We start from the raw sequence: 24,980 nt of genomic DNA on the forward strand, positions 1-24,980 counted from the left end.
AGTCAGATGGAGATTTCATTATCAAATCTTAACTGGCAGGTAAAAGGGTATTGGCCATATGTGCCGATCAAAGAAAAAAGCATGGAAACTGGTCAGACGCTGCATGGTGTTACACCATGGATAGATGCAAAAGTTCCGGGAGGTGTACATTATGACTTGTGGAAAGCAGGATATATCCAGAACCCTTACTATGCGAGAAACAGCCTGAATTGTGAGTGGGTGGAGAACCGCTGGTGGATGTACCGCACGGATTTTGACGGACAGTCTGGCTGTGAAGACCTTACTTCAGAACGGGTATTCCTGGTGTTTAAAGGTATGGATTATGAAGCAATGATCTATTTCAATGATGAACTGCTGGGTACCCACAAAGGAATGTATGAACACAAGCGCATTGATCTTACGGGCAAAATAAAGGAACATAATAAACTGGTAGTAATATTCAAAGGAATACCTTCTGAGATGGGCCAGATCGGATATACCTCAGCCACATCCACCCAGAAAAGCCGGTTTAATTATAAATGGGATTTTTCCACACATCTGGTTAATATCGGTTTCTGGCAGGATGTGGTTCTGGATATTGTGGAAGAAGCGCAAATAGAGGATTTGTTTATCCGTACCGATATGGAAGATGATCTGGGAATGATCCGGGTATCGGGAAAAGTCTGTACCAGTAGGAATAGAGAAGAAGCACAGAGGCTCTCTGTGAAAGTCTGTATAGGATCGCCAGGAGATAAAAGCAGCAGTGATGTAAGATGGATACGGGAACATGAAATGCTGGATGAGGATAGTGTGTCCGCAGATGGTTTGACGGAAGTGATGGAGGAAGATCCGCCGTTAAGAATAGAAGAAGTCAGTCTGAATGCAGATGGAAGTTTTGATAGGACAATTGTAGTTATAAACCCTCAGTTATGGTATCCTAACGGTGAGGGAGAACAGCCCCTTTATCCGGTTACATGCAGTGTCCATGAGGGTGAAAACCAATTATATACCTGTACAAAACACGTGGGAATCCGCTCCTTTACATATGCACATAATGAAAGAGAACATGCCGGTGCATTGCCCTATACATTTGTTGTGAACGGTAAGAAAACATTTGTGAAAGGCGTCAATATTACCCCCCTGGATCATATTTACGGCAATGTAACCAGAGAGCAATACGCGTATTTGATTACAGCCATGGTAAATGCGGGAATAAATATGGTTCGTGTGTGGGGAGGAGGTCTGATAGAAAAGGAAATATTCTACGATCTCTGTGACAAAAACGGCATTCTGATCTGGCAGGAATTTATCCAGTCCAGTTCCGGGATTGACAATAAGCCCTGCGAGGAAGCAGCTTTTTTGCAGCTGTTGGAAGCAAATGCAAAAGCTGCGGTACTGGAGAAACGCAATCATACCGCACTTATGGTATACAGCGGCGGAAATGAGCTGATGGAAGAGGCAGACAGACCAGTTTCTGCTGCTAATAAAAATATAGCGCTGTTAAAATCCATTGTAGATACTTATGACGGTACCCGTCTGTTTCTGCCCACGTCTGCGTCCGGACCCCGGGAATTTATAACCAGAGAAAAAGGCGTCAGCCATGACGTACATGGAAACTGGAGATATGAAGGAAATCCGGAACACTATGAGTTATACGGACAGTCTGATAATTTGTTTCACAGTGAATTCGGCATGGATGGTACCAGCAGCGTGAAAAGCCTGGAAAAGTTCCTGCCCGAAGAGTCTGGGAAACCCACGCTTATGTCCGGGGATCTGAACTGGCAGCACCACGGTGAGTGGTGGGGAACTTATCTGCGTGATGTGGAGATGTTCGGAGAGATAGCAAAAACAAAGGAGAACCTGATGCTGTTTACGAAATGCAGCCAGTTTATGCAGTCTGAAGGACTTCGCTTTATGATTGAAGCGGACAGAAGGCGTGCGTTTCAAAACAGCGGTACGATTATCTGGCAGTTAAATGAGCCTTGGCCCAATGCCTCATGCACAAATCTGATTGACTATTACGGGGAAACGAAATCGGCGTATTATCAGGTTAAACGGGCATATGAGAGACAACATATTTCTATGACGTATCGGAAATTAAACTATGCTCCTAACGAAGAAATCAAAGAAGATATCGTGGTGTCCAATTCCGGCGAAGGATTTCTGGCCGAGGCAGAAGTGCTGGTACGGGTAATCTCCGGTGAATTGATTTCAAGGTTCGCTTTGACCGGAAATATTCTGAAAAACGGTTCTTCTGTCTTAGGGAAAGCAGTTTTTCATGCACCGAAAGATCAGGGTATCTTCTTTGTAACCGTCAGGCTGAGAAACGGCAGCAGGTTCTTATCAGAAAACACTTATACATTTAGCAGCCTGGAGAAAGAGATATTAAAGCCTCTTCGGGGAGGTGCGGGAAAAGTGGAAGTCCGGCATTCTGAAACGAAAAAGCTTCGAAATGGCAGATTGGAAAAAACACTCGTATTAAAAAATACCGGAAAAGAAGTAGCAGCAGAGGTTGGAATTGAATTGGTAAGAGATGACTATTACCTTTTAGGAACAGATAATTATGTTCTGCTGTTTCCGGGGGAAGAAATAAAAATGCAGTATTTATTGATTCCCAAATTTGCCGGAACCTTTTTGGAGGTGGAAAACCTGAAGGATACGGATGGTGGAAAGAACTGGGATATAAGAGTGACGGTGCTGCAGAGCGTGTTGGAAAGGTGTGGAAAATGAAACAGGACATAATAAAGATACTTTTAAAAATCAGATGTCAGAAATCCGGGGAACATGTGTGGGAGTGTTCCGGTAAGAGCGAGCGGGATGGAGAACAGATCTATTTATTTGAAGAAGATAAGGGAAGGGCAGAAATAACTATCAGGAAACACGGAGAAATCTTAGCGGGTTTTCTGAGCCTGAAATTAGGGAATCAGCCGTTTCGGGAAAATGATAATCTGGAGCTTATAGAGCCTGTTACATTGGAAATAGAATTAGCACAAAAACCCAGGGCGGTTACAGCCATGTATCTGCATCGTGATTGGTGGACCAGACCGGAATTTACAGATGATCTTGGAAAAATCCCGGACAGAACACAATCCGTTTTTATGGAATATGATGACGGAGCAGGTTATCTTCTCCCTTTATCCGGAAATCAATTCAAAGCTTACGCAAAGGGAGAAAAGAAGGGCATTCTTTCACTGACGATGACCTCCTATATGGCCGGAATGAATCAGCTGTATGAACCCGTATTTTTGATGACAACGGGAAAAGAGCTGTATTCTGCGGTAAATAACGCATTTGATGAAGCAGTGAAATTAAAAGGAATACCAGGAAAAGAAAAAAAGAATTATCCGGATATGTTCCAGTATCTAGGGTGGTGCAGCTGGGATGCTTTTTACACCGATATTACAGAAGAAAAAGTGCAGGAAAAGGCAAAAGAGTTAAAAGAAAAAAATGTTCCGGTAAGATGGATGCTTATGGATGACGGATGGTTGTCGGTGCATGACCAGCGGCTCTACAGTATGGCTCCGGAGACAGAAAAATTCCCCCGGGGATTTTTAGAAATGACGGCTGAGATTAAACGTAATACTGATATTAAATGGTTTGGGGTCTGGCATGCTTTTGGCGGTTACTGGGGCGGCATTGAGCCGGGCAGCCCTCTGGCTGAGGAAGAAAAGGATAATCTGTTTTCTACCACCAATGGAAAGCTGCTGCCTTATCCGGAAGCGGAGCGGGGATATGGCTTTTTCAGGGACTGGTATGAACAGCTTCGCAGGGACGGGATAGATTTTGTAAAAGTAGACGGCCAAAGTGCTGTGAAAAATTATTATGAGAATAACCGGCCTGTTCCATTGGCTGCAGCACAAACTCATATGGCACTGGAAGGTGCTGCCGCTGCTTATATGGGAGGCAGACTTATTAATTGTATGGGTATGGCTATGGAGAATATCTTAGGACGCCAGGGATCTGCGATTTCACGAAACAGCGATGATTTTGTCCCGGATCATGAGGATGGATTCAAAGAACATCTTCTGCAAAATGCATACAATGCTCTGTACCATGATGAATTATATTATCTGGATTGGGATATGTTCTGGACTTCACATAAAGATGCCGGGAAGCATGGGTTATTAAGAGCGATCAGCGGAGGTCCTGTATATTTCAGCGACCGGATAGGGGAAACGGATGGCGAAGCAGTGCGGCCACTTGTTTATCGGGATGGAAGAATATTGAAAATGGACCGGGGAGCCAAGCCATCTCCGGATTGTATTTTTACAGACCCGCAAAAAGAGGGGTTGTGTAAACTTACCAATGTCGGAGGATGCGGAGAAAATCGTAAGGCGGGGGTGATTGCTGCATTTAATATCAGCCCGGGATGCCAGAAAAGCACCATTTCTCCGGCAGATATTTATGATCTGAAAGGAGATCAGTTCCTGGTATATGATTACTTCAGACAAGAAACGATGGTTATGGACAGAGAAGAGAAGTTAGAAATAACTGTGGAGTCAGAAGGGACTGCATTTTTTTTGATTCTGCCTTATCAGGAGGATATCATTTTCTTTGGCCTGCTTGATAAATATATTAGTTTTCACTCCATAATGGAGGTAAAACACGACACCCATATGACAATGGCAGTTTTGAGACAGGGCGGAAAGGCAGCATTTTATTCCGAAAAGAATATATGCAGGGTATTAGTCAATGGAAAAGATCAAACAAACCAGCTGGATTACCAGGGATATATGTATCAGATTGATTGTATGCAGGAAGTGGGAACCGTGATTTTGATGATTGAAACAAAAGATGCGCTATAACGTGTCAGCTGGGAAATCCAGATTAGACCATAAGCATTATAGGTTCTATTGAAAGAGGAGGGATTTTGTGTATATAGATGAAAAACAAGCATTGGTGAATATCTGCCGTATGCTTTATGAGCGGCAATTAGTAACTGCATGTGATGGCAATATCAGTATGAAGGTGTCTAAAGATCATATTTTACTGACACCTTCGGGAATGAATAAAGGTCTGTTACTGCCGGAATATATCATGGTGCTGGATCTTTTCGGCAATACCCTGGAAGGAAACGGGCGAGCCTCAAAAGAATATCCGATGCATCAATTGATCTATCAGATGAGACCGGATGTAAATGCTGTGATTCATACTCATCCGGTCTGCGCAACAGCATTTGCACTGGCAGGAATAAATATTCCGGACAATTATCTGATTGAAACCAGAATGATGCTGCCGGATATTGCGCTTGCAGAGTATGCAACGCCAGGGACACGTGCGCTGGCAGATGCGATAGAACCCCATGTATCTGTTTCCAATGCAATTTTGCTTAAAAATCATGGTGCGTTAACGTATGGGAAAGATCTGATAGAGGCCTACAATAAAATGGAAGTTTTAGAAAGCATATCCAAAACAATCATTATGTCTAAGATTCTGGGGGAACCCCAGAGCATTCCGGAGTGAAGGGAAATAAGGTTGAAAAAATTATGAATGGAAAGGAAGCCACGGTATGATTCTTTCAAGCACGCTATATTGTGGCAGTATTGCAGGCAAGCCAGCAATATGCAACGGGTATAAAAATGAATAATAAAATAATGCTGATTACCTATGCTGACAGCTTTGGTAAGAACTTAAAAGAATTAAAAGAAATGCTGGATATGTATTTTTCGCAGGAAATAGGCGCGATTCATATCCTTCCGTTTTTCCCATCTACCGGAGACAGAGGATTCGCGCCTACTACCTATGAAGAAGTGGAACCGGCATTTGGCAATTGGGACGATATTCATGCGTTGTCTGAAAATTATGAGTTAATGTTTGATTTTATGATTAATCATCTTTCCAGACAATCCGCCCAGTTTCAGGATTTTATAGAAAAACATGATAAGTCAGAATATAAAGATATGTTTATCCGCTTTAAAGAATTTTGGCCGGAAGGAGAGCCTTCTACGGCAGACGTAGCAATGCTTAATAAGAGGAAAAACCATGCACCCTGTGAGGATATCACTTTTCGGGATGGTACGCATGAAAATATCTGGTGTACTTTCAGCGAAGAACAGATGGATTTAAATATGGAATCATCAATTACCTGGGAGTTTATAGAGCGTTCCCTCCGGTTTTTAATGGATAACGGTGGTGCGTTGATTCGTTTGGATGCATTTGCCTTTGCTACAAAGAAATATCAGACTTCCTGCTTTTTTATAGAGCCTGAGATGTGGGAACTTATGGAACGGGTACAAAAGATTCTGGATGAAAAGCATATTCCGATGCTTCCTGAAATTCACGACCATTATAAAGTACAGATGAAAATCGCGGATAAAGGATATGCGGTATATGATTTTGCCCTGCCGGTGCTGGTGCTGCATACACTATATACAGGCAGTGTCAAAAGGTTAAAACATTGGTTTGAAATCTGCCCGCGTAATCAATACACTACGCTGGATACTCATGATGGAATCGGAACAGTGGATGTGGAAGATTTACTGAGCAGTGAAGAGCTGGAACATGTAATAAAGGTAACAGAAAAGTGCGGTGCAAATTTTAAAATGGATTTTTCTGCAAAAGCAAATGAGAAACCGGTGGTATATCAGATCAACTGTACTTACTATTCGGCACTGGAATGTAAAGATAATGCTTATCTTCTGGCTAGAGCCATCCAGTTTTTCGCGCCTGGTATCCCGCAAGTATATTATATGGGGCTTCTGGCGGGAGAAAATGATTATGAATTAATGAAAAAGACAGACTTCCCAAGAGATATCAGCAGACATAACTATACAGTTGCGGAAGTCAAGCAGGAGGTGCAAAAGCCGGTGGTAAAAGAACTGTGCAGGCTTATGCGGATCCGGAATGAATACAGGGCATTTGATGATATTTTTTGTGCTGAAGAAACGGCAGATGATAAACTTAGGATAATAAGGGAAAGTAATGGATGCAGAGCGGTGCTGGATGCAGATTTGAAGACAATGAAATTTTGTATTATTTGCGATGATAGCAATTATAATTATGTGAGTCAGTAAGGAAATACGTTTTTATTGTGGTAATTGCAGCAGAGGAAAGTATAAAGAGATATATTTAGAAATAGGGTGTATAAAGGAAGATTCTTAACAAGAGCACACTACAAATGTAGTGAATAAGCATTCTTGATCAGAGTCTTCCTTTTAAGTTTGCGGTTTATAAGTTAATTCTAACAATTAATTATTACGCAATTTAAAGTTTTTTAATTATCAGTAAAAGCTCTTTATATTATATGGCTTTTACTGAACTTCGTTCTATAAAATGAGTTGGGATCATCTTGGTTTCGGGAAAACCTTCGCAATCACCGGAGATACGGCGCAATAATAAATCAACGGCCTGCGTGGCAATTTCTGAAAAATCCTGAACCATGGAAGTAATCGGAGGATCAAAAGCATGGAAAATCTGATCATCATCAAAAGATACTAAAGAAAGATCATTCGGAAGTGACAGACCCAGATTATTTAATTCTAATATGGCACCTAACGTTAAATTGCATCCCAGCATAAAAATTGCGGTGGGAGGATTGGGGACGGATATCATTTTTTTAAAAAGTTTTGCACCAGAAGCAGCAGAAAATTTACCGCTTAAAAATAGTAAGTCTTTTTCAGGAAAGCCATGTTTAAGATAAGCATTTTTACATCCTTCAAAACGTTCCTTTATGGTATAACTATTGTAGTTACCGCTTATAATTCCAATCCGATTATGCCCATGGTTTATTAAATATTCCATAATATCAAATGCCGCCTTGTAATTTGAAGATGTGACAGCATCAGACGAAGGATTTTCAAATAGCTGGTCTAAATATACAAAAGGAATATTTGAATTGCGCATGAGTATTGCAAGATTACAAGAAGCCTCGTCTCTGGGAACAAAAAGAACACCATCAATTTGGCTGCTTATTAAAAAGCGCAGTTCCTCACTGCTTTCAGTGAGCTGCGGGTTATAGGAGCTTATAATTGTAGAATAATTATGTTTTTGCAAAGCTTCTTCGATATAGCCGCAGAGAGGTCCCCAGAAGTAATCACCGGCATCAGGAATCAGCACACATATAGTATTTGTTTTATGGGAACGCAAAGCCTGGGCAGTTTTGTTTGGTACATACCCCAGTTTTTTTATGCTGGCTTCTATTATCGGTTTATTGTCCGGAAGTATTCTTTTACCATTCAGATATTTGGATATGGTAGCAATGGATAAACCAGTATCTTTGGCAATATCTTTGATTGTACATGACATGGAGCAACCTCTTTTCTATAAATAATTCAACGTAACAGAATCATAACATTTAATATTAAAAAAGGCAATATAGGAATAGTAAATACGAATCGTTTAGTCTTACATAAAAAGAAATTTACAAAAATGAGTGCATAAATATGTTAAATATTAACAAAAAATATAAAATATAATCAATATTATTGACAAATAAAAGTAAAGGTACTATACTTTTGATAACAAAAAACGAATCGTTTAAGTTAAAAATGAAGGAGGATGTAAGATGAAAAAAATGTTGGCGGGTATTTTAGTTGGAAGTATGGTGTTATCTTTAGCGGGTTGTGGAAACAGCCAGAGTCCGGGAACAACTGAAAGCAAAGAAACCTCTGAGCAGGGAGCGGCCAGGGACACGGCAGCAGCAAACGAAACAGAAGCAAACGATACCCAAGGGAAAGAAACGGCGGCAAAAGAGGATGCAAAAAGCGGTGATGATGTTACGATCTATGTATCTTCCAGGTATGGGGCAGATGTTCCGGATGAAGAGTTTTACCGAAAAAAAGTAGAGGAATTCAATGCGCTGGATAATGGAATTACGGTTGTAATGGATAATATCCCGCCGGAAGCAGAGTATTTTGATAAAATCCGTACTTCCTTTGCAAGCGGTGATGCGCCAAATGTATTTATAGAATATGGCGGATCCAGAACACTGGATTACGTGGAATCCGATGCACTTTTGGATATGCAGCCATATTTTGAGGAAGACCCGGACTGGTATAACAGCTTTTACCCATCGATGTTTGGGGATTTGAAATATGAGGAATATCCGGGAACCTGGGGAGTGCCGTTTAAATCCTATACCGTACCCCTTTATTATAATAAAGAAATTTTTGAAGCCCAGAACCTCACACCGCCGGAGTCATTTGACGATCTGCTGGAGGTTTGTGAAAAGCTGAAAGCAGCCGGTATCAAGCCTTTCCAGGTAGGGGAGCACGATGTCTGGAGACTGGGGCATTTCCACAATAACGTGGTAATCAAAACCCTGGGTGCAGATGCGGCGGCCAAGCTTGCGGACAGAAGCCTTTCCTATGACAGCCCGGAAATGACCGGAACCTATCAGGTCATAAAAGATATGGTGGATAAGGGATACTTTGGAGACGATATCATTAATACGGATTACAATACGGAGAAATCTGTTTATGCAGACGGGGGATGTGCAATGCGCTGGGATGGTTCCTGGTATGTATCGGAGATTTACGGTTCGGAGATTTATGATAAAACAGGAGTGGTGCCATTTCCATACATTAATGAAGCGTACAAGGACAATGCCCAGGGCGGCGCATCGGACATGTGGTTTATCACGAAGATGGACAAGTCAGAGGAAGAGATCGCAGCATCGGTGGAGTTTGTAAAATATGTGACTTCAAAGGAATACTATGCACAGAACAATGAAGTGGCGGCAGTGATATATCCTGCTAAATTTGAAGCCACAGCAAATACACCGGAGAACCCGTTGCTGGATGAGGTGAATAAAATCGTTTCAGGCTATACTGCAATGCAGACAGACCTGCAGAACCCGGATCCGGATTCCCATATGATGGATACGGTAAGAAATGCCCTGCAGGGAATAGCAATGGGCAATACGCCGGAAGAATGCGGTAAGGAAATCGTGGACCGGATTGCAGAATATGCAGAATAAGAGCAGATAACCGGAAAGCGGACCGGACGGCGGTTCCGAGTGGCTGCCTGGCGCAGGAGACTGTACAGGCGGCCTTCTTATTAAGAAAGGGGAAGTTATAGTGAAAAAAAAGGCAAAGGACAGATGGATCATTATCTTGTTTTTACTTCCGGCTCTGTTGATATTTCTGGGGTTAATTGTATATCCTGTCTGTAATACGGTTTTTCTTTCCTTCCACAGCTGGAAAGGGGTCCATGGTGCAGCAAAGAAGTTTATTGGAATATCGAATTATACCAAGGTGCTGGCCAGTGACAGTTTCTGGAATTCGATGCTGAATGCACTGTACTTTACGATTGGGGGCTTTGTGGTGCTGATGCCCCTGGCTTTCGGTCTGGCATTGCTGATCACGTCGAAGCTGAAGGGCACAAAGATCATGAAAACGGCGTTTTTTATGCCGGTCATGCTATCCACCACAGCGGTTGCGCTAATGTGGGTGTACATATTAAATCCCGGGTACGGCGCATTGAATGAGATCCTGCGGTTCCTGGGTCTGGAATCCCTGTGCAGGGAATGGCTGACGACCCCGACTTTAAACATCTGGAGTGTTGTGCTGGTAAATGAGTGGATGTATGCCGGATACAATATGCTGATTTTTGCGGCAGGGCTAGTATCGATTCCGGATTCTCTCTATGAGGCGGCGGAAATAGACGGATGCACCGGATGGAAGAAAGTACTGCATATTTCGGTTCCGTTATCGAAGGAGTCTTTTAAGATCTTTGCGATCATGTGCATTACCGGCTGCCTCAAAGCCTTTGATCTGGTATGGGCAATGACAAAAGGGGGACCGAACCACACATCTGACACACCGGCAACCCTGCTTTATAACGAGGCGTTTACTTTTAAATTTTTTGGGAAGAGCAGTGCAATCGGTGTAATCCTTCTGGTGCTGGGCATCGTACTGAGCCTGATGGTAAACCGTTTGTTTAAACCGGAGAAGGAGTAGGTGTATCATATGAAGAGAAAAATAGGCAGAACCATTATTTATATATTTGCAGTATTCTGGGGAATGATAACGATATTTCCGCTGCTGATAACATTCCTGTCTTCGGTGAAGGATAACCAGGGCATAAACCTGGGCATGTTTAAACTGCCGGAGCAGTGGCTGTGGTCCAATTATGCGGCGGCATTTGAAAGCGCCCATATCGGAAGGGCGGTGGTGAATTCGGTGTTTCTGGGCATTGCGTCCACCATTGTGGTAACGGTCATAGGCATGCTGGCAGCGTACATCATATCCAGAAAAAGCTTCCGGTTAAAGGGAACGGTCTATGCCCTGTTTATGGTAGGGGTCATGGTACCGGTGCACTGTACGATTATTCCGGTGTCCAGTCTGGCGACGGAGGTAGGGGGGAAAAATTCATTCCTGTTTCTGACCCTGATTTATGTGGCGTTTAACCTGGCCCAGGCGATTTTCCTTTATACAGGGTACCTGAACGGGGTGGACAGGGAGCTGGATGAAGCAGCCATAATTGACGGATGTGACGACATACAACTGCTGTTCCGGGTACTGTTCCCGGTTTCCATACCGATTATATCCACAGAGGCAATCCTGGTATTTATATATGGCTATGGAGAGCTGATCTTCTCCATGCTTTTACTTTCAGATGAAAACAAATATACGGTGTCAAGAGCGATGCTGGCATTTTCGGGAGGATATCAGCAGCAGCTGGGACCGATCTTTGCATGTATTATAGTCGCAGTGCTGCCGATGATTATCCTTTATATACTGTTCCATGAAAAAGTGCAGGCCGGTATGATGGCGGGAGCTGTTAAGGGGTAGGCGCGTGTTTGAAACAAATCTCCCACAAAGTGTGACGCACAGCTGTCAGAAAGCCATTTTAAAACACGCTCTAGTGCCGTCCGGCGTATTTACGCCGGGCGACACTAGTACTCCAGCCGGACAATAACAATAGTGACAGCACTGCCTATTTTGCCATCTGCGGCGTTGTCGTCAGTCAGCGGAGGAAATTAAGATAATAGAGCTTCCTGTATCCGGTTGTTCGAAATAAAATACTATGCTAAGATTAAGGCATATAAAAAATACAGGAGAGTGTAAGATGGCAGTTACAATTAGTGATGTGGCAAAGGAAGCCAATGTGGCGGCTTCTACAATTTCAAAATATATGAATGGCGGCAGTGTTCGGAAAAGGAATAAAGAGGCCATTGAAAAAGCTATACATAAACTTGGCTATCACCCGAATACAGCGGCCCGGGGACTTAGAAGTTCCAGAACTTATACCATTGGGCTTGTAACCGATACGTTAGAGAATCAGTATTTTGCAAAAATTACCGGACAGATTGAAAGATGTTTAAAAGAGCGGGGATATACGGTTTTCTTCTGCTGTCACAGAAATAGTCCGGAAAAGGCACAAAAAGCCGTTGAGACTTTGGTTGGAAAGCAGGTAGATGGGATTCTCCTAATATCAATTGCAGGAGGAGAAGCTTGTATTCATATAGCCAGGGAAGCAAAGATACCAATTGTATCACTGGATCGTGAAGTGCGGGGGGAAGCGGTGGATTATGTAATGTCAAATTCTGCATCCGGAGTTTATGAGGCGGTAGAATATCTGATTCAGAAGGGACATGAACGAATTGGTATACTGACAGGCAGGAGCCTGACGAATGCTGGACTTTTTGTAGCAGAAGAACGTTTCAGGGGTTACATTCGGGCAATGGAAGACTATAATCTTCCAATTGATAGAGAACTCGTTTCAGAGGGGGATTTCAGCTTCGAATCGGGATATAGGTGTATGATGGAACTGTGGAATAGGAAGGCTCGTCCTACAGCGGTATTTGTTTGTAATTATAATATGTGCCTGGGGGCAATCACAGCCATTCATAATTTGAAAATTAAAATTCCGGAAGAATTGTCATTTGCTACATTTGATGATCTGGAGTTCTCAGTAATGACACAGCCGGGATTGACAGCAGTGCGCCAAAAGGTAGAAGAAATTTCGAAATGTGCGGTAGAATTAATTTTAAAAAGAATAAATGGGGATTATTCAGATTATCCTAGAAAGTTAAAAATAAAAACAGTTTTTAAGGAAAGAGAGTCTGTAAAAGACGTAACTAAAGGAGAATTTAATGATGAAAGATACAAAACAACAATGGTTTAAAGAAGCGAAATTTGGATTATTTATTCACTGGGGATTATACGCCCTTTTGGCAGGAGAATATAAGGGACAAAGAACAGAACATATCGCAGAGTGGATTATGAATTATCTGGATATTCCTCCCGCAGAATATGAAAAGCTGGCAGAAAAATTTAATCCGGTGAACTTTGATGCAGATGCAATTGTCAGCAGGGCAAAAAACTGGGGAATGAAATATATTGTTTTTACTGCCAAACATCATGAAGGGTTCGCAATGTATGATTCAAAATGCAGCAATTATAATGTGGTAAAGGCTGCCCCATACGGTAAGGATGTACTTCGTCAGTTACAGAAGGCATGTGAAAAATATGATATGAAGCTGGGACTTTATTATTCCCAGGCGCAGGACTGGCATGATCCAAATGGTCTGATGCAGCATCATGATGATTCTAAGAAAGATTATCAGTTCTATTTAGATCATAAAGTGAAACCACAGCTTACAGAGCTGCTTACAGAATATGGTGACATTGCATTAATCTGGTTTGACACGCCTATGAGTACTACTTATGAACAAAGTAAATCCCTGGTAGACCTGGTAAAATCTCTGCAGCCGAATTGTATTGTAAGCGGCCGTATCGGAAATAATCTGGGGGATTATATAACAACTGCAGATAATTTTATTCCCAGGCTGCCATACGATGGTGATTGGGAAGTCCCCGCAACATTAAATGATACCTGGGGATTTAACCGATTTGACCAAAACTGGAAGAGTGCAGATGAAATACTGCAGTTGCTGCTGAAAATTAATGGCAGGGGTGGAAATTATCTGTTAAATATAGGACCGGATGGGTTGGGAAATGTTCCGGAAGAAAGTATTCGTATACTGGATGAAGTAGGAGGATATGTAAAGCGAAACCAAGAGGCTCTCTTTGGTACGAAACGGCTGGATTATTATACATATGAGATGGATTGGGCTGAATTTACCCAGAAAGATTACAAACTGTATCTTCATGTATTAAAGAAGAAAAATATTATAGAGATACTGAATGTTGCAAATCAGGTAAAAAAGGCATATATCGTTGAAAATGCTACGGAATTAGAATATAAGTGTATGACCGCATGCGAGGGTAATAGCATTATTGAAGTTCGTTTACCCAAGGAATTTCAGGAGAAACGTAATTACTGTATTTGTCTGGAATTAGAAGAAAAAGATCCTATTTTTGAACCGATAGAAAGGTAAAGGTAAGGGCGGGAAAATGAGACAGGAAGATATATGTACGCATCTTGGTGATTTGAGTGAACGCTATTTAGGAGCAGTTACACCGCCTATTTTTCAATCTTCATTATTTGTAGATTGTCCAAATAATGAAAATGGGAAAGAAGGACGGTTTGCATATACGAGAGTTAGCAATCCTACGACAGAGATAGCCGAAGAAAAGATAGCAGCTCTTGAAAAGGGAGAAAAAGCAAAATGTTTTTCCTCGGGAATGGGAGCTATATCTGCTGCTATTATGCATTATGTAAAGGGTGGATGCCATGTGGTAGGTGTAGCAAGCTGCTATGGACCGGCAAGAAGATTTTTGGAAGATTATCTGAAAAAATTTAATGTCAGTGTTACTTTTGTATCGGGAACGGATACGAATGAAATTGAAGCTGCAATCACTGCTGCAACAAGCCTGATTTATCTGGAAAGCCCTTCAACCTATTTATTTAATTTGCAGAATCTGAGAGAAGTGGCGGAAGCAGCAAAACGGCATGGAGTATCAACCGTGATCGACAATACCTATTCTACACCCATTTACCAAAAACCTCTTGAATATGGTATAGATATGGTTGTGCATTCCACATCAAAATATCTGGGTGGACATAGTGATATTATAGGTGGTGTAGTGGTAGGAAAAAAAGAAGATATTGATCAGATTTCATTACATGAAAGGGAACTGTTTGGAGCGGTAATGAGTCCTTTTGATTCCTGGCTGCTGCTTCGCGGGATTCGTACACTTTCCGTACGTATGGCTCAGCATCAGGAAAATGCATTGGAATTTGTGAAGCATTTTGCCGGTCATACTTCTATAAAAGAAATTATTTATCCGTGGCACGAAAGCCATCCGCAGCATATGCTGGCAAAGACTCAGATGAGCGGCTGCAGTGGGTTAATGAGTCTTGTATTTGACTTGCCGCCTGATACGATAGAAAATATATCAAGAGAACTCCGGCTCTTTTATGAAGGTCCAAGCTGGGGAGGATATGAGAGTATGTTTCTTCCTGTGGGTACAAAGGTGGAAAAGGATACAGACATAGTAAAAAAAGGAATGGTCCGGGTTCACATAGGTTTGGAAAATACAGAAACATTAATTGAAGATCTGGAACATGCAATAGCAAAGTGCATATAGGTGAAAATGAGAGAAAGAATCGGATTGTGATAAATCCGGTTCTTTTTATTATGGCTCAGAGCGTAAATGAAAATTCATATCAGCCATCTGCACGCACCGCTTCGCATGGAATTTGCCCCGAAAATAGTCAGTGTAGACCCTTACGCCTCCTGTTTTCAGAACAAATTTCCTACGAAATGTGACACGCAACTGCCAGAAAGCAATTTTAAAACACACTCTGGCACATTAAATATGTAGACATCCCCAGTAAAATTATATAGTTAAGAAAAACAGATCTGCAATAAATGATAATAAAATGATATTAATATGAAATATAATGAAAAAATTAAAAATAATCCTTGAAATAAAATGAAATTAAATATAAAATGAATATAATGTGAAAGTAAAATGATAATAATATGAAATTCAAAAAGACAGAAAAATATTTTTCTGCATTACAATTTATGCAAAAGAAGGGGAACTATGAAACTAATGAATCATCTTTACATGGTGGCAGGTGTATCTCTGTCCCATTCCTTTGATGCCACAGCATATCTGATCGAGGGGGATGCGGGACTTTACCTGTTGGACTGCGGCACGCCGGATGGCTTTTTCAGGATTACAGAGAATATCAGATTACTGGGATTTGCGCCTGATGATATCCGGTATATTTATGGAACCCACGGGCATTACGATCATGTTGGAGCGGCAGCGATATTTCAGCAAAAATATAAATGCGGGGTGATGATTCATGAAGCAGATGCCTGGCAGGTGGAAACGGGCGATCCGATCCTGACCACAGGTGAATTGCTTTATGGCAATCCATTTCCTCCCTGTATAGTAAATGGGTACCTAAAGGATGGTCAGCAGATAAACTTTGGAAACCAGATAACAATGACAGTGGTACATACACCAGGGCATACAAGAGGAAGCGTCTGCTTTGCCTTGGATTGCGCCGGTTATCAATTTTTAGTTGCAGGGGATACGATCTGGGGCGGCTTTAGTGAACAGATTGGGTCTGATGCAAAGCTTTGGATGGAGAGCCTGGATAAGCTCACTGCAATGCATTTTGACGGATTTAGTTTCGGGCATGTTGGGGCAAATGTCATTGCGGATGCCGATAGAAGGATTATGGATGCAAAGCGGCAGTTTGGTGTATATTATAATCCCTGGTTTAAGCCAATGAAGGAAGAGTTTCGGTACTAGTGTAAATATGCCACTATATAGCACCTGCTATCCGCGCCAGCTGACGGAGCCCATACCAGTTTCCCGCACCCATTTTTCTGTACACTACCTATCATTTACAAAGCGTCTTAATCAGCTTAACCCAAATGCAGTTCACAGACATAATCATCAAAAACGAATAAAGAATTCGTTAGAAAGACAGAGATTGAAAATGGGAAATAAAAAAGAAATATTTTCAAACAGGCAGTTGAAAGCATTGATTATTCCTTTGATTCTGGAACAGATACTTGGAGTCACGGTAGGAATGGCGGATACCGTTATGGTGTCCGGTGTGGGAGAAGCAGCGGTATCCGGAGTTTCGCTGGTAGATTCCATCAATATATTATTGATTAATATTTTTGTATGCCTGTCAACTGGTGGTGCAGTTGTGGCTGCGCACCGGCTGGGCGAGAAAAATACGCAAAGAGCCTGCAAGACTGCAGATCAGCTGCTGTTAGCCATAACGGGTATGGCATCTTTGATCATGGTGATATCACTGATTGGAAATCGATTCATTCTTGCATCCATTTTTGGAAATGTAGAAAAGGCGGTAATGGAAAATGCAGTAGTTTATTTTTACCTGACTGCATTGTCATTTCCTTTTTTGGGGATATACAGTGCAAGCACGGCGTTGCTGCGGTCTATGGGGAATTCCAAAATAGCAATGTATACCTCTATATTGATGAATATCATGAATGTAACCGGAAATGCAATACTGATTTTTGTATTTCATATGGGTGTATTTGGGGTTGCATTTTCTACTTTATTGTCCAGGGCGGCAGGAGCTGTGATTATGCTGGTGATTCTTCATGACCAGAAGAAAGACATACATTATGAAAGGCATTTCCGACTGGGGTTTCAACCTGGAATTATTAAGGATATTTTGCGGATAGGGGTTCCTACCGGGCTTGATAACTGCATCTTTCAGATTGGAAAGATTCTGGTACAAAGCCTGATTGCCGGATTTGGCACCGCGGCGATTGCTGCCAATGCTATTGTAGGTGTAGTAGCCGGCTGTGCAGTTATTCCGGCATCTGCAGTAGGAACTGCGCTGATTACCGTGGTGGGACAGTCTGTGGGAGCAGGGGCATATGACGAATCCAGGCGTTATACAGTTAAACTGATAAAGTATGCTTATCTATTCATGGCATTGCTGAATATTGGCATTATTCTCATGGCAGGTCCCATTGTGGGAATCTATCATGTGTCCTCGGAAGCTTCTGTGATGGCAAAACAAATCGTTATATTTCACAGCGTTTGTGCAGCGCTTCTCTGGCCCATGGCATTTTCCCTCCCCAATGTACTAAGGGCATCTTTTGACGCTCCTTATACAATGGTGGTATCCATTGGTTCTATGTGGATATTTCGGGTAGGGTTTAGTTATCTGCTGGGACTGCATTTTGAAATGGGGCTCCTGGGAGTATGGGCAGCTATGGCTATCGACTGGCTTTTCCGGTCAATATGCTTTGTGTATAGGGTGAGAACTGGGAAGTACTTGAAAAATGTGAAATAGATGTGTAGTTGAGTCGAGCATTCGCTGTAAAATCCGGAAGGCTTTCGCAGCTCAATGCCCGTTTAGCAACCCATGGGAGCCAGTCGGATGCTGCTCTAAAGCGTCTTCAATCAGCAACCCCTAATCAGCAAAATGCCTATCAAAATTATAGAACCGATTAGTAAAATTGTGAATATATTTTCTAGAACCGATCATATGCTTATTGAGTATTATGTATTTCCTAATTTAAATTCCCGATTTGAAATCCAAATTTGAAATCAGATCTGATTTCCAGATTTAATTTCAAAAAACCACTTGACAAATGTAAAATTAAGGATATAATAGCTAATATCATACTAACTTGATATACTTAATAGGTTATATGGGATTAGAAAAGTATGAAAGGAGAATTCACATGAATATTCGAAGAAACCAAAATCAAATATACATAGAGGAGGCACGAATGTGCCGATGTTGTTCCTGTCAGGTGCACTGCTGTATTTGCATATGAAAGTTAAGAGGTGGATGAATGGAAAAAAAGAAAGTGGATTCTTACGGACAGAGAGATGATATAACAAAAGTTATACAGGCAATTGAGTCGGTGCAGTATGGTGCCGTTTCGGTTATCATCCAGGATGGACGAATCGTTCAGATTGAAAAAAATGTAAAAGAAAGATTAAGATAAACTGACCAGTCAACTGGAGGTTTCGGAAAAAATTATTTTCGAAATCTCCAGTTTTTTTGTACAGTACTGCAGTTTTCAATATAGAAAGAGAGGGGATAAATTATGAAAAATGAAAAGAAGAGTGACTTAGCAATAAAAGGAAGAAAGATCAGATTGACGATGCTATTAACAACTATTTTATTATCGGCAGCAGCACTAACGGGCTGCCAAAAAGAAGCTTCCAGTGCAGAGGCGAAAGAGGGACCGAATACGGAGAAGATAGAACTCACGAATGTTTCCTATGATCCAACCAGGGAATTGTATGAACGTTATAATGAGGATTTTGCAAAATATTGGAAAGAAAAAACGGGTCAGGAGATCGAGATTACACAGTCGCATGGGGGTTCCGGAAAGCAGGCGAGGTCCGTTATTGAAGGTAATGAGGCAGATGTGGTTACACTTGCACTGGCAGCAGATATTACAGCAATTCAGGATGCAGGACTGATTAAGGAAGGCTGGCAGAGTAAGCTGCAGGATAACAGTGCTCCTTATACATCCACCATTGTTTTTCTCGTAAGAAAGGGAAATCCGGCACAGATCAGCGGATGGCAGGATCTGATCAAGCCAGATGTAAAGGTCATTACACCAAATCCCAAGACGTCAGGCGGAGCCAGGTGGAATTATCTTGCAGCATGGGCTTATGCAGAGAAAGCTTATCAGGGAGATGAGGAAAATGTGAAATCGTTTATCAAAAAGTTATATGATAATGTGCTGGTTTTAGATTCGGGAGCCAGAGGCGCAACGACAACATTTGTGGAAAACGGGCAGGGGGATGTTCTTCTCGCCTGGGAGAATGAAGCATATTTGGCGATGAAGGAACATCCTGATGAATATGAATTAATTACACCGGATATCAGTATCAAAGCGGAGCCCCCTGTGGCAGTAGTGGATCAGACGGTAGATGAGAGAGGAACCAGAAAGGCAGCTCAGGCCTACCTGGAGTACCTCTATTCAGAGGAGGGACAGCGGATTGCCGCCGAAAATTACTATCGCCCTTCAGATGGGAAAGTTGCTTCTCAGTATGGGAAACAGTTTAATCTGAAAATGAATCTGGTTACCATAGATGATAAAATCTTTGGCGGTTGGGAAGAAGTACAGAAGAAACATTTTGATGACGGTGGTATCTTTGACCAGATCTATGAAGCAAATTAAAATGGGGATCTGAAACGGCAGAAGACCAGAGTGTGACTGAAATTTATGACATCAGGATTTGCGCCCTGAGAAAGGAAATATATGAAAAGAAAACAAAGATCAAAAAGAGTGATTCCGGGATTCGGTCTCACAATGGGTATTACACTGGCATTGCTTGGGCTGATCGTTATCATTCCCCTGGCGTCTATTGTGATCAGCGCATCAGGGCTGGGATTTGCCGAATTCGTAGGGATTGTTACGGACAGGAGAATTATGGACGGCTATAAGGTGAGTTTTCTGTGTGCATTGATTGCGGCGCTGATCAACAGTTTTTTTGGGGTCGTCTTAGCCTGGGTTCTGGTAAGGTATGATTTTCCATTGAAACGAATTGCAGATGGTTTGATTGAACTGCCATTTGCGATTCCCACAGCAGTAGCAGGTATTGCGTTAACGACGCTGTATTCCGATAATGGGTGGATTGGCGGACTGTTTGCAAAGGCAGGAATTAAAATTGCCTATACCCGTGTTGGAATTACCATAGCTATGATATTTATCGGGATACCATTTATCGTAAGGTCAATTCAACCTGTTCTTGAAAAGTTAGACAGACAATATGAGGAGGCAGCAGCGATGCTTGGTGCCGGAAGAGTGGTTTCTTTTTTCTGCATTATACTGCCGGAGATTACACCGCCGCTGCTGACCGGATTTGGTTTGGCATTTGCCAGAGCCCTTGGGGAGTATGGCAGTGTGGTATTTATTGCAGGAAATATTCCATATAAAACAGAGATCGCCCCGTTGCTGATTATGGGAAAACTGGAACAATTCGATTATGAAGGAGCCACAGCAATTGCGTTGGTAATGCTTCTGATCTCATTTTTAATATTATTATTGATTAACTCGGTACAGATCTATGCGGGAAAGTTTGCAGGAGAATAGGAGGAAGGCGGATATGAAAGAAAAACAGGAAAACCGGGTTACAAAAATAGTACTGATCGGAATCAGTCTTATTTTTTTAACGGTACTGCTGATTCTGCCGTTACTTGTCATTGTAAGAGAGGCAATGCGGGGCGGCTGGGAAGCTTATACAAAGGCAATCACAGATGAATATACGCTGAAAGCCTTTTTTCTCACATTAAAAGCGACGGGGGCTGCGGTAGCGGTAAATACCCTGTTCGGAGTTTTTGCAGCCTGGGCAGTGACCAAGTACCATTTCCGGGGAAAGAAGTTTGTAACAACACTGATTGACATTCCATTTGCCATTTCCCCGGTTATAGCCGGTCTGGTGCTTTCTATGACCTTTGGCAGAATCGGGTGGGCATATCCTCTGCTGCAGACGGCGGATATTAAAATTGTATTTGCTATTCCCGGCATTATACTGGCAACGATTTTTGTTACATTTCCCTTTATTTCCAGGGAGCTGATACCGGTACTGAATGCCCAGGGAACCGATGAGGAAGAGGCGGCAGCACTTATGGGAGCGGGAGGCTTTACGATCTTTCGTAAGATTACATTTCCTCATATAAAGTGGGCTTTGCTATATGGAATTATTTTATGTACAGCCAGAGCAGTAGGAGAGTTTGGAGCAGTGTCCGTTATTTCCGGACATCTGAGAGGGAAAACCAACACATTGCCGCTTCATGTGGAGATTTTATACAATGAATTTAAGTTTTCACAGGCATTTGCAGTGTCTACGATTCTGGTGCTGCTGGCAGTTGTTATTCTTATTTTAAGAAATCTGGTTGAATATAAAGGGAAAAAAGGAGGTGGCCGCTAATGTATGTGGAGTTAAAAAATATTCGGAAAACCTTTGGCGACTATACGGCATCTGATCAGGTGAGCTTTGGTATCGAAAAGGGCAGAATGGCGGGGCTCCTTGGACCCAGCGGCAGCGGAAAGACAACGATTCTTCGTATGATAGCAGGGCTTGAGACGCCGGATGACGGGGATATATTCATTGACGGCATCCGGGTCAATGATCAGGAACCAAGTAAGCGGGGAATCGGATTTGTATTTCAAAGCTACGCGTTGTTCCGGTATATGACTGTATTTGAAAATATTGCATTTGGGCTTCGGATAAAAAAACAGAGTAAAGAAAAGATACATAGCCGGGTTATGGAGCTGGTGCATCTGATCGGCCTGGATGGCCTGGAAAAGCGGTATCCCCATCAATTGTCGGGAGGCCAGAGGCAGCGTGTGGCATTTGCCAGGGCACTTGCACCGAATCCCCAGCTGCTGCTCCTGGATGAACCTTTTGCTGCTATTGATGCAAAGGTGCGAAAGGAACTGCGAAGCTGGTTAAAAGAAATGATTAATACAGTGGGAATAACCAGTATCTTTGTAACCCATGACCAGGATGAGGCGGTAGAGGTTGCAGATGATATTATAATTACTAACCGGGGCAGAGTAGAACAGATGGGGACTCCGGATAATATTTACAGACACCCTGCAACGCCTTTTGTGGCACAATTTGTAGGAGAGTCTGCGGTTCTGGACAATTATGGACGATTAAAAGGATTTGATGCAGGAAAAGAATCCAGAAAAGCAGTAATCCGGCCTGAATTTATCAAAATTGCAAAGCGTGGCAAGATGAAACAGTTTGTTCATGCCTGTGAAGACGGGGTTGTGTGTGAAAGTTCATTTCGCGGCAGCTATCAGGAGGTCCGGGTTCTGGTAGGAGATCTTACTCTCACGGCAAACTGGCCTCTGGAGAAGGAATTGCTAAAGTCCGGTGATGAGGTGAGTGTATTGATCTATAAGCTGTATGAATTCGATGAACGCAGCGCAAGGCTGGTAGAAAATCAGAATCTTCAGGAAACTAATCTGATTTATCTTTAGATTCTGTTTGAAAATATGCAATGGATGAACGACAAACGTCCATTGGACGTTCAGCAACCCTCTCGGCAGTCGTCAAGGCCAGGCAAGCTTGACTTTGGCTCGTTGCCGGCGGGAATAAAAGGAGCCGATTATGAAAAAGTTACAGGTAAAAAGACTTAAAAGCGACATTTTGATTATTGGCGGCGGAACTGCCGGATGTTACGCTGCATTGACCATCCGCCGGGAAGGTGATGCATCTGTCTTAATTGCCGAAAAGGCAAATATTAAGAGAAGCGGGTGCCTTGCAGCAGGAGTGAATGCACTCAATGCTTATGTTACAAAAGGGATGATACCCGATGACTACGTTGATTATGCAAAGAAAGATGCAAATGAAATCGTAAGGGAAGACCTGCTGCTGACCATGTCTGAAAGGCTGAATGGTGTAACCGAACAGCTGGAATCCCTGGGACTTGTGATTCTTAAAGATGAAAATGGGGAGTACGTCACCCGGGGAAAAAGGAATATTAAAATTAACGGAGAAAATATAAAACCGCTTCTGGCAGATGCGGTGCAGGGATTAAAGGATGTTCAGGTGATGAACCAGGTTCATATCATTGACTATATCATGAAGGATAATAAAATTCTGGGAGCCGTAGGAATTGGAGTGGAAGATCCGGTGATCTATGTGATAGAAGCAAAAGCCGTGCTTTGTGCTACAGGAGGCGCTGCAGGGCTGTACCGACCGAACAATCCCGGATTTTCAAGACATAAAATGTGGTATCCGCCCTTTAATACAGGCGGTGGATATGCTATGGGAATTCGTGCCGGGGCAGAGATGACGACTTTTGAGATGCGGTTTATTGCACTTCGCTGCAAAGATACAATCGCACCGACCGGTACCATAGCCCAGGGCGCGGGAGCAAAACAGATGAATGCCCGAGGAGAATTATATGAGGAAAAGTACGGGATTTCTACCTCTCAGCGGGTTTATGGAACCGTAAAAGAAAATCTTGCAGGCCGGGGGCCCTGTTATCTTAAGACAACTGGAGTTTCCAAAGAACGGGATCTGGATTTAATGAAAGCTTATCTGAATATGGCGCCGTCCCAAACGCTGAAATGGATAGAGGAAGGCAAGCCGCCAAGTGCAGCAGATGTGGAGATTGAAGGGACGGAACCATATATTGTCGGGGGACACACAGCAAGTGGATATTGGGTCGATACCAAACGAAGAACTACCATAACAGGACTTTATGCAGCCGGAGATGTGGCTGGTGGATGTCCCCAGAAATATGTAACCGGAGCACTGGCGGAAGGCGAGATTGCGGCACAGGCAATACTGGAAGATTTAGAAAGGTGCAATGCTGCTGCTTTGACGGAAAATAATGATGGTTTATTTGAACAGGTGAGTATTGAAAAAGCGAAAGAAATTCAAGAAATACTGGAGAATAGACCAGGACTGTTTTCAACGGAACAGCTGGAAGAAGCGATGCAGAAGGTTATGGATACTTATGCAGGAGGGATTTCGAACCATTATCAGTACAATGGGATACAACTGAATCTGGCTGAAAGAAAGATAAAGGAACTAATGGCATTGGCGGAAAATCTGTCTGCAGCAGATATGCATGAAGTGATGTTTGTATATGAACTGAAAGAACGTCTGGTGGTCTGTCTGACTCTGATTGCGCACCTCAGGGCACGCAGGGAGACCCGGTGGAACAGCTTTAATGAAAATCTGGATTATCCGCGGAAAGATCCTGAATGGATGAAGTATGTAAATTCCCGCATGGAGGATGGCGAAATTAAAATCTTATACCGGAAGCTGACGGGAAGGAGGGAGCAGTATGAGCATAACAATTAAAAGGGGTGTATGCATCGGATGCGGAAAATGCCGTATGGTGTGTCCGGGCAGTTTATTGAAGGCAGATCAGGATCGAAAAGCGTATATTGCTTATCCCAGAGACTGCTGGGGCTGTGCATCCTGCGTAAAAGAGTGTCCCGTAAATGCGATTTCCCTTTACCTGGGTTCGGATATGGGAGGAAAAGGAAGCCTGCTGTCTGTGGAGGAAAAAGGGGATCTGCTTTACTGGAAAGTAGAGAAAACAGATGGCACGACGGTAACAATCGAAGTTAATAAAAAGGATGCAAATCAATATTGAGGAGTGCAGATGGAGGGAATGAATTTAAGACACGCTCCAGACAG

The 24,980-nt window shown here is 42.6% G+C and carries 21 protein-coding genes and 2 pseudogenes; 21 read left to right on the forward strand and 2 right to left on the reverse strand.

Annotated elements, in window-relative coordinates; translation table 11 throughout:
* Positions 1-6: 6 nt before the first annotated feature.
* The 4 genes from CD03_RS0103270 (at position 7) to gtfA (ending at position 6,992) form a co-directional block, all read left to right on the forward strand.
* On the forward strand, positions 7-2,709 hold the full coding sequence (locus CD03_RS0103270; protein WP_027292405.1) for a glycoside hydrolase family 2 protein: 2,703 nt from the start codon (positions 7-9) through the stop codon (positions 2,707-2,709).
* Complete coding sequence (locus CD03_RS0103275; RefSeq protein WP_027292406.1) at positions 2,706-4,784, forward strand: Sip1-related alpha-galactosidase; 2,079 nt, start codon at positions 2,706-2,708, stop codon at positions 4,782-4,784. Before CD03_RS0103270 ends, CD03_RS0103275 begins: the two co-directional genes overlap by 4 nt.
* Positions 4,785-4,851: 67 nt before the next feature.
* Positions 4,852-5,442 (forward strand): class II aldolase/adducin family protein, encoded by a 591-nt coding sequence (locus CD03_RS32215; RefSeq protein ID WP_052377640.1) that lies wholly within the window; start codon positions 4,852-4,854, stop codon positions 5,440-5,442.
* Between the two features lie 116 nt (positions 5,443-5,558).
* A complete protein-coding gene (gene gtfA, locus CD03_RS0103285) occupies positions 5,559-6,992 on the forward strand; it encodes a sucrose phosphorylase (protein ID WP_197041638.1) in 1,434 nt (477 codons plus the stop codon).
* 226 nt (positions 6,993-7,218) lie between these two features.
* Here gtfA and CD03_RS0103290 read toward each other — a convergent pair whose 3' ends face one another.
* Both CD03_RS0103290 and CD03_RS39785 read right to left on the reverse strand, forming a co-directional pair.
* Entirely contained in the window at positions 7,219-8,034 is an 816-nt protein-coding gene (locus CD03_RS0103290) for a substrate-binding domain-containing protein (protein WP_242849029.1), read from the reverse strand.
* A 57-nt stretch (positions 8,035-8,091) separates the two neighbouring features.
* Positions 8,092-8,223 (reverse strand): annotated as a pseudogene (locus tag CD03_RS39785) (LacI family DNA-binding transcriptional regulator); the annotation flags it as partial.
* A gap of 259 nt (positions 8,224-8,482) precedes the next feature.
* Here CD03_RS39785 and CD03_RS0103295 point away from each other — a divergent pair.
* The 17 genes and pseudogenes from CD03_RS0103295 to CD03_RS0103365 all read left to right on the forward strand — a co-directional run bounded on the left by CD03_RS0103295 (position 8,483) and on the right by CD03_RS0103365 (position 24,936).
* Positions 8,483-9,895 (forward strand): ABC transporter substrate-binding protein, encoded by a 1,413-nt coding sequence (locus tag CD03_RS0103295; protein WP_027292409.1) that lies wholly within the window; start codon positions 8,483-8,485, stop codon positions 9,893-9,895.
* 100 nt (positions 9,896-9,995) lie between these two features.
* Positions 9,996-10,877, forward strand: a complete 882-nt coding sequence (locus CD03_RS0103300) for a carbohydrate ABC transporter permease (protein WP_242849030.1) — start codon at positions 9,996-9,998, stop codon at positions 10,875-10,877.
* A 9-nt stretch (positions 10,878-10,886) separates the two neighbouring features.
* A complete protein-coding gene (locus CD03_RS0103305; RefSeq protein ID WP_027292411.1) occupies positions 10,887-11,711 on the forward strand; it encodes a carbohydrate ABC transporter permease in 825 nt (274 codons plus the stop codon).
* 21 nt (positions 11,712-11,732) lie between these two features.
* A pseudogene (locus tag CD03_RS39790) lies at positions 11,733-11,819 on the forward strand (DUF6783 domain-containing protein); the annotation flags it as partial.
* Positions 11,820-11,988: 169 nt separating this feature from the next.
* Positions 11,989-13,047, forward strand: coding sequence for a LacI family DNA-binding transcriptional regulator (locus CD03_RS0103310; protein ID WP_027292412.1), 1,059 nt, complete (start codon positions 11,989-11,991; stop codon positions 13,045-13,047).
* Positions 13,016-14,263, forward strand: a complete 1,248-nt coding sequence (locus tag CD03_RS0103315) for an alpha-L-fucosidase (protein ID WP_242849031.1) — start codon at positions 13,016-13,018, stop codon at positions 14,261-14,263. Before CD03_RS0103310 ends, CD03_RS0103315 begins: the two co-directional genes overlap by 32 nt.
* Positions 14,264-14,279: 16 nt before the next feature.
* Positions 14,280-15,416, forward strand: a complete 1,137-nt coding sequence (locus tag CD03_RS0103320) for a trans-sulfuration enzyme family protein (RefSeq protein WP_027292414.1) — start codon at positions 14,280-14,282, stop codon at positions 15,414-15,416.
* A gap of 66 nt (positions 15,417-15,482) precedes the next feature.
* Positions 15,483-15,653 carry a DUF6783 domain-containing protein gene (locus tag CD03_RS39330; RefSeq protein WP_334291628.1) on the forward strand — a complete coding sequence of 57 codons (171 nt, stop codon included), beginning with the start codon at positions 15,483-15,485 and terminating at the stop codon, positions 15,651-15,653.
* Between the two features lie 225 nt (positions 15,654-15,878).
* A complete protein-coding gene (locus tag CD03_RS0103325; protein WP_027292415.1) occupies positions 15,879-16,601 on the forward strand; it encodes an MBL fold metallo-hydrolase in 723 nt (240 codons plus the stop codon).
* 190 nt (positions 16,602-16,791) lie between these two features.
* Positions 16,792-18,132, forward strand: coding sequence for an MATE family efflux transporter (locus CD03_RS0103330; RefSeq protein WP_044288872.1), 1,341 nt, complete (start codon positions 16,792-16,794; stop codon positions 18,130-18,132).
* 508 nt (positions 18,133-18,640) lie between these two features.
* Positions 18,641-18,796: a YezD family protein gene (locus CD03_RS36980; protein WP_081820097.1), complete on the forward strand. Its 156-nt coding sequence runs from the start codon at positions 18,641-18,643 to the stop codon at positions 18,794-18,796.
* Positions 18,797-18,898: 102 nt separating this feature from the next.
* Positions 18,899-19,987 (forward strand): sulfate ABC transporter substrate-binding protein, encoded by a 1,089-nt coding sequence (locus CD03_RS0103340; protein ID WP_044288874.1) that lies wholly within the window; start codon positions 18,899-18,901, stop codon positions 19,985-19,987.
* A gap of 81 nt (positions 19,988-20,068) precedes the next feature.
* Positions 20,069-20,902, forward strand: a complete 834-nt coding sequence (gene cysT / locus CD03_RS0103345; RefSeq protein WP_027292418.1) for a sulfate ABC transporter permease subunit CysT — start codon at positions 20,069-20,071, stop codon at positions 20,900-20,902.
* A gap of 13 nt (positions 20,903-20,915) precedes the next feature.
* Complete coding sequence (gene cysW / locus CD03_RS0103350; RefSeq protein WP_027292419.1) at positions 20,916-21,740, forward strand: sulfate ABC transporter permease subunit CysW; 825 nt, start codon at positions 20,916-20,918, stop codon at positions 21,738-21,740.
* Entirely contained in the window at positions 21,740-22,801 is a 1,062-nt protein-coding gene (locus CD03_RS0103355) for a sulfate/molybdate ABC transporter ATP-binding protein (protein ID WP_027292420.1), read from the forward strand. The genes cysW and CD03_RS0103355 overlap by 1 nt, the downstream gene beginning before the upstream one ends.
* Positions 22,802-22,931: 130 nt before the next feature.
* A complete protein-coding gene (locus CD03_RS0103360) occupies positions 22,932-24,638 on the forward strand; it encodes an adenylyl-sulfate reductase subunit alpha (RefSeq protein WP_027292421.1) in 1,707 nt (568 codons plus the stop codon).
* Positions 24,622-24,936, forward strand: a complete 315-nt coding sequence (locus CD03_RS0103365; RefSeq protein WP_027292422.1) for a 4Fe-4S dicluster domain-containing protein — start codon at positions 24,622-24,624, stop codon at positions 24,934-24,936. The genes CD03_RS0103360 and CD03_RS0103365 overlap by 17 nt, the downstream gene beginning before the upstream one ends.
* Positions 24,937-24,980 lie beyond the last annotated feature (44 nt).

The sequence above is a fragment of the Robinsoniella sp. KNHs210 genome (assembly GCF_000686105.1).
Lineage (GTDB): Bacteria > Bacillota > Clostridia > Lachnospirales > Lachnospiraceae > Robinsoniella > Robinsoniella peoriensis.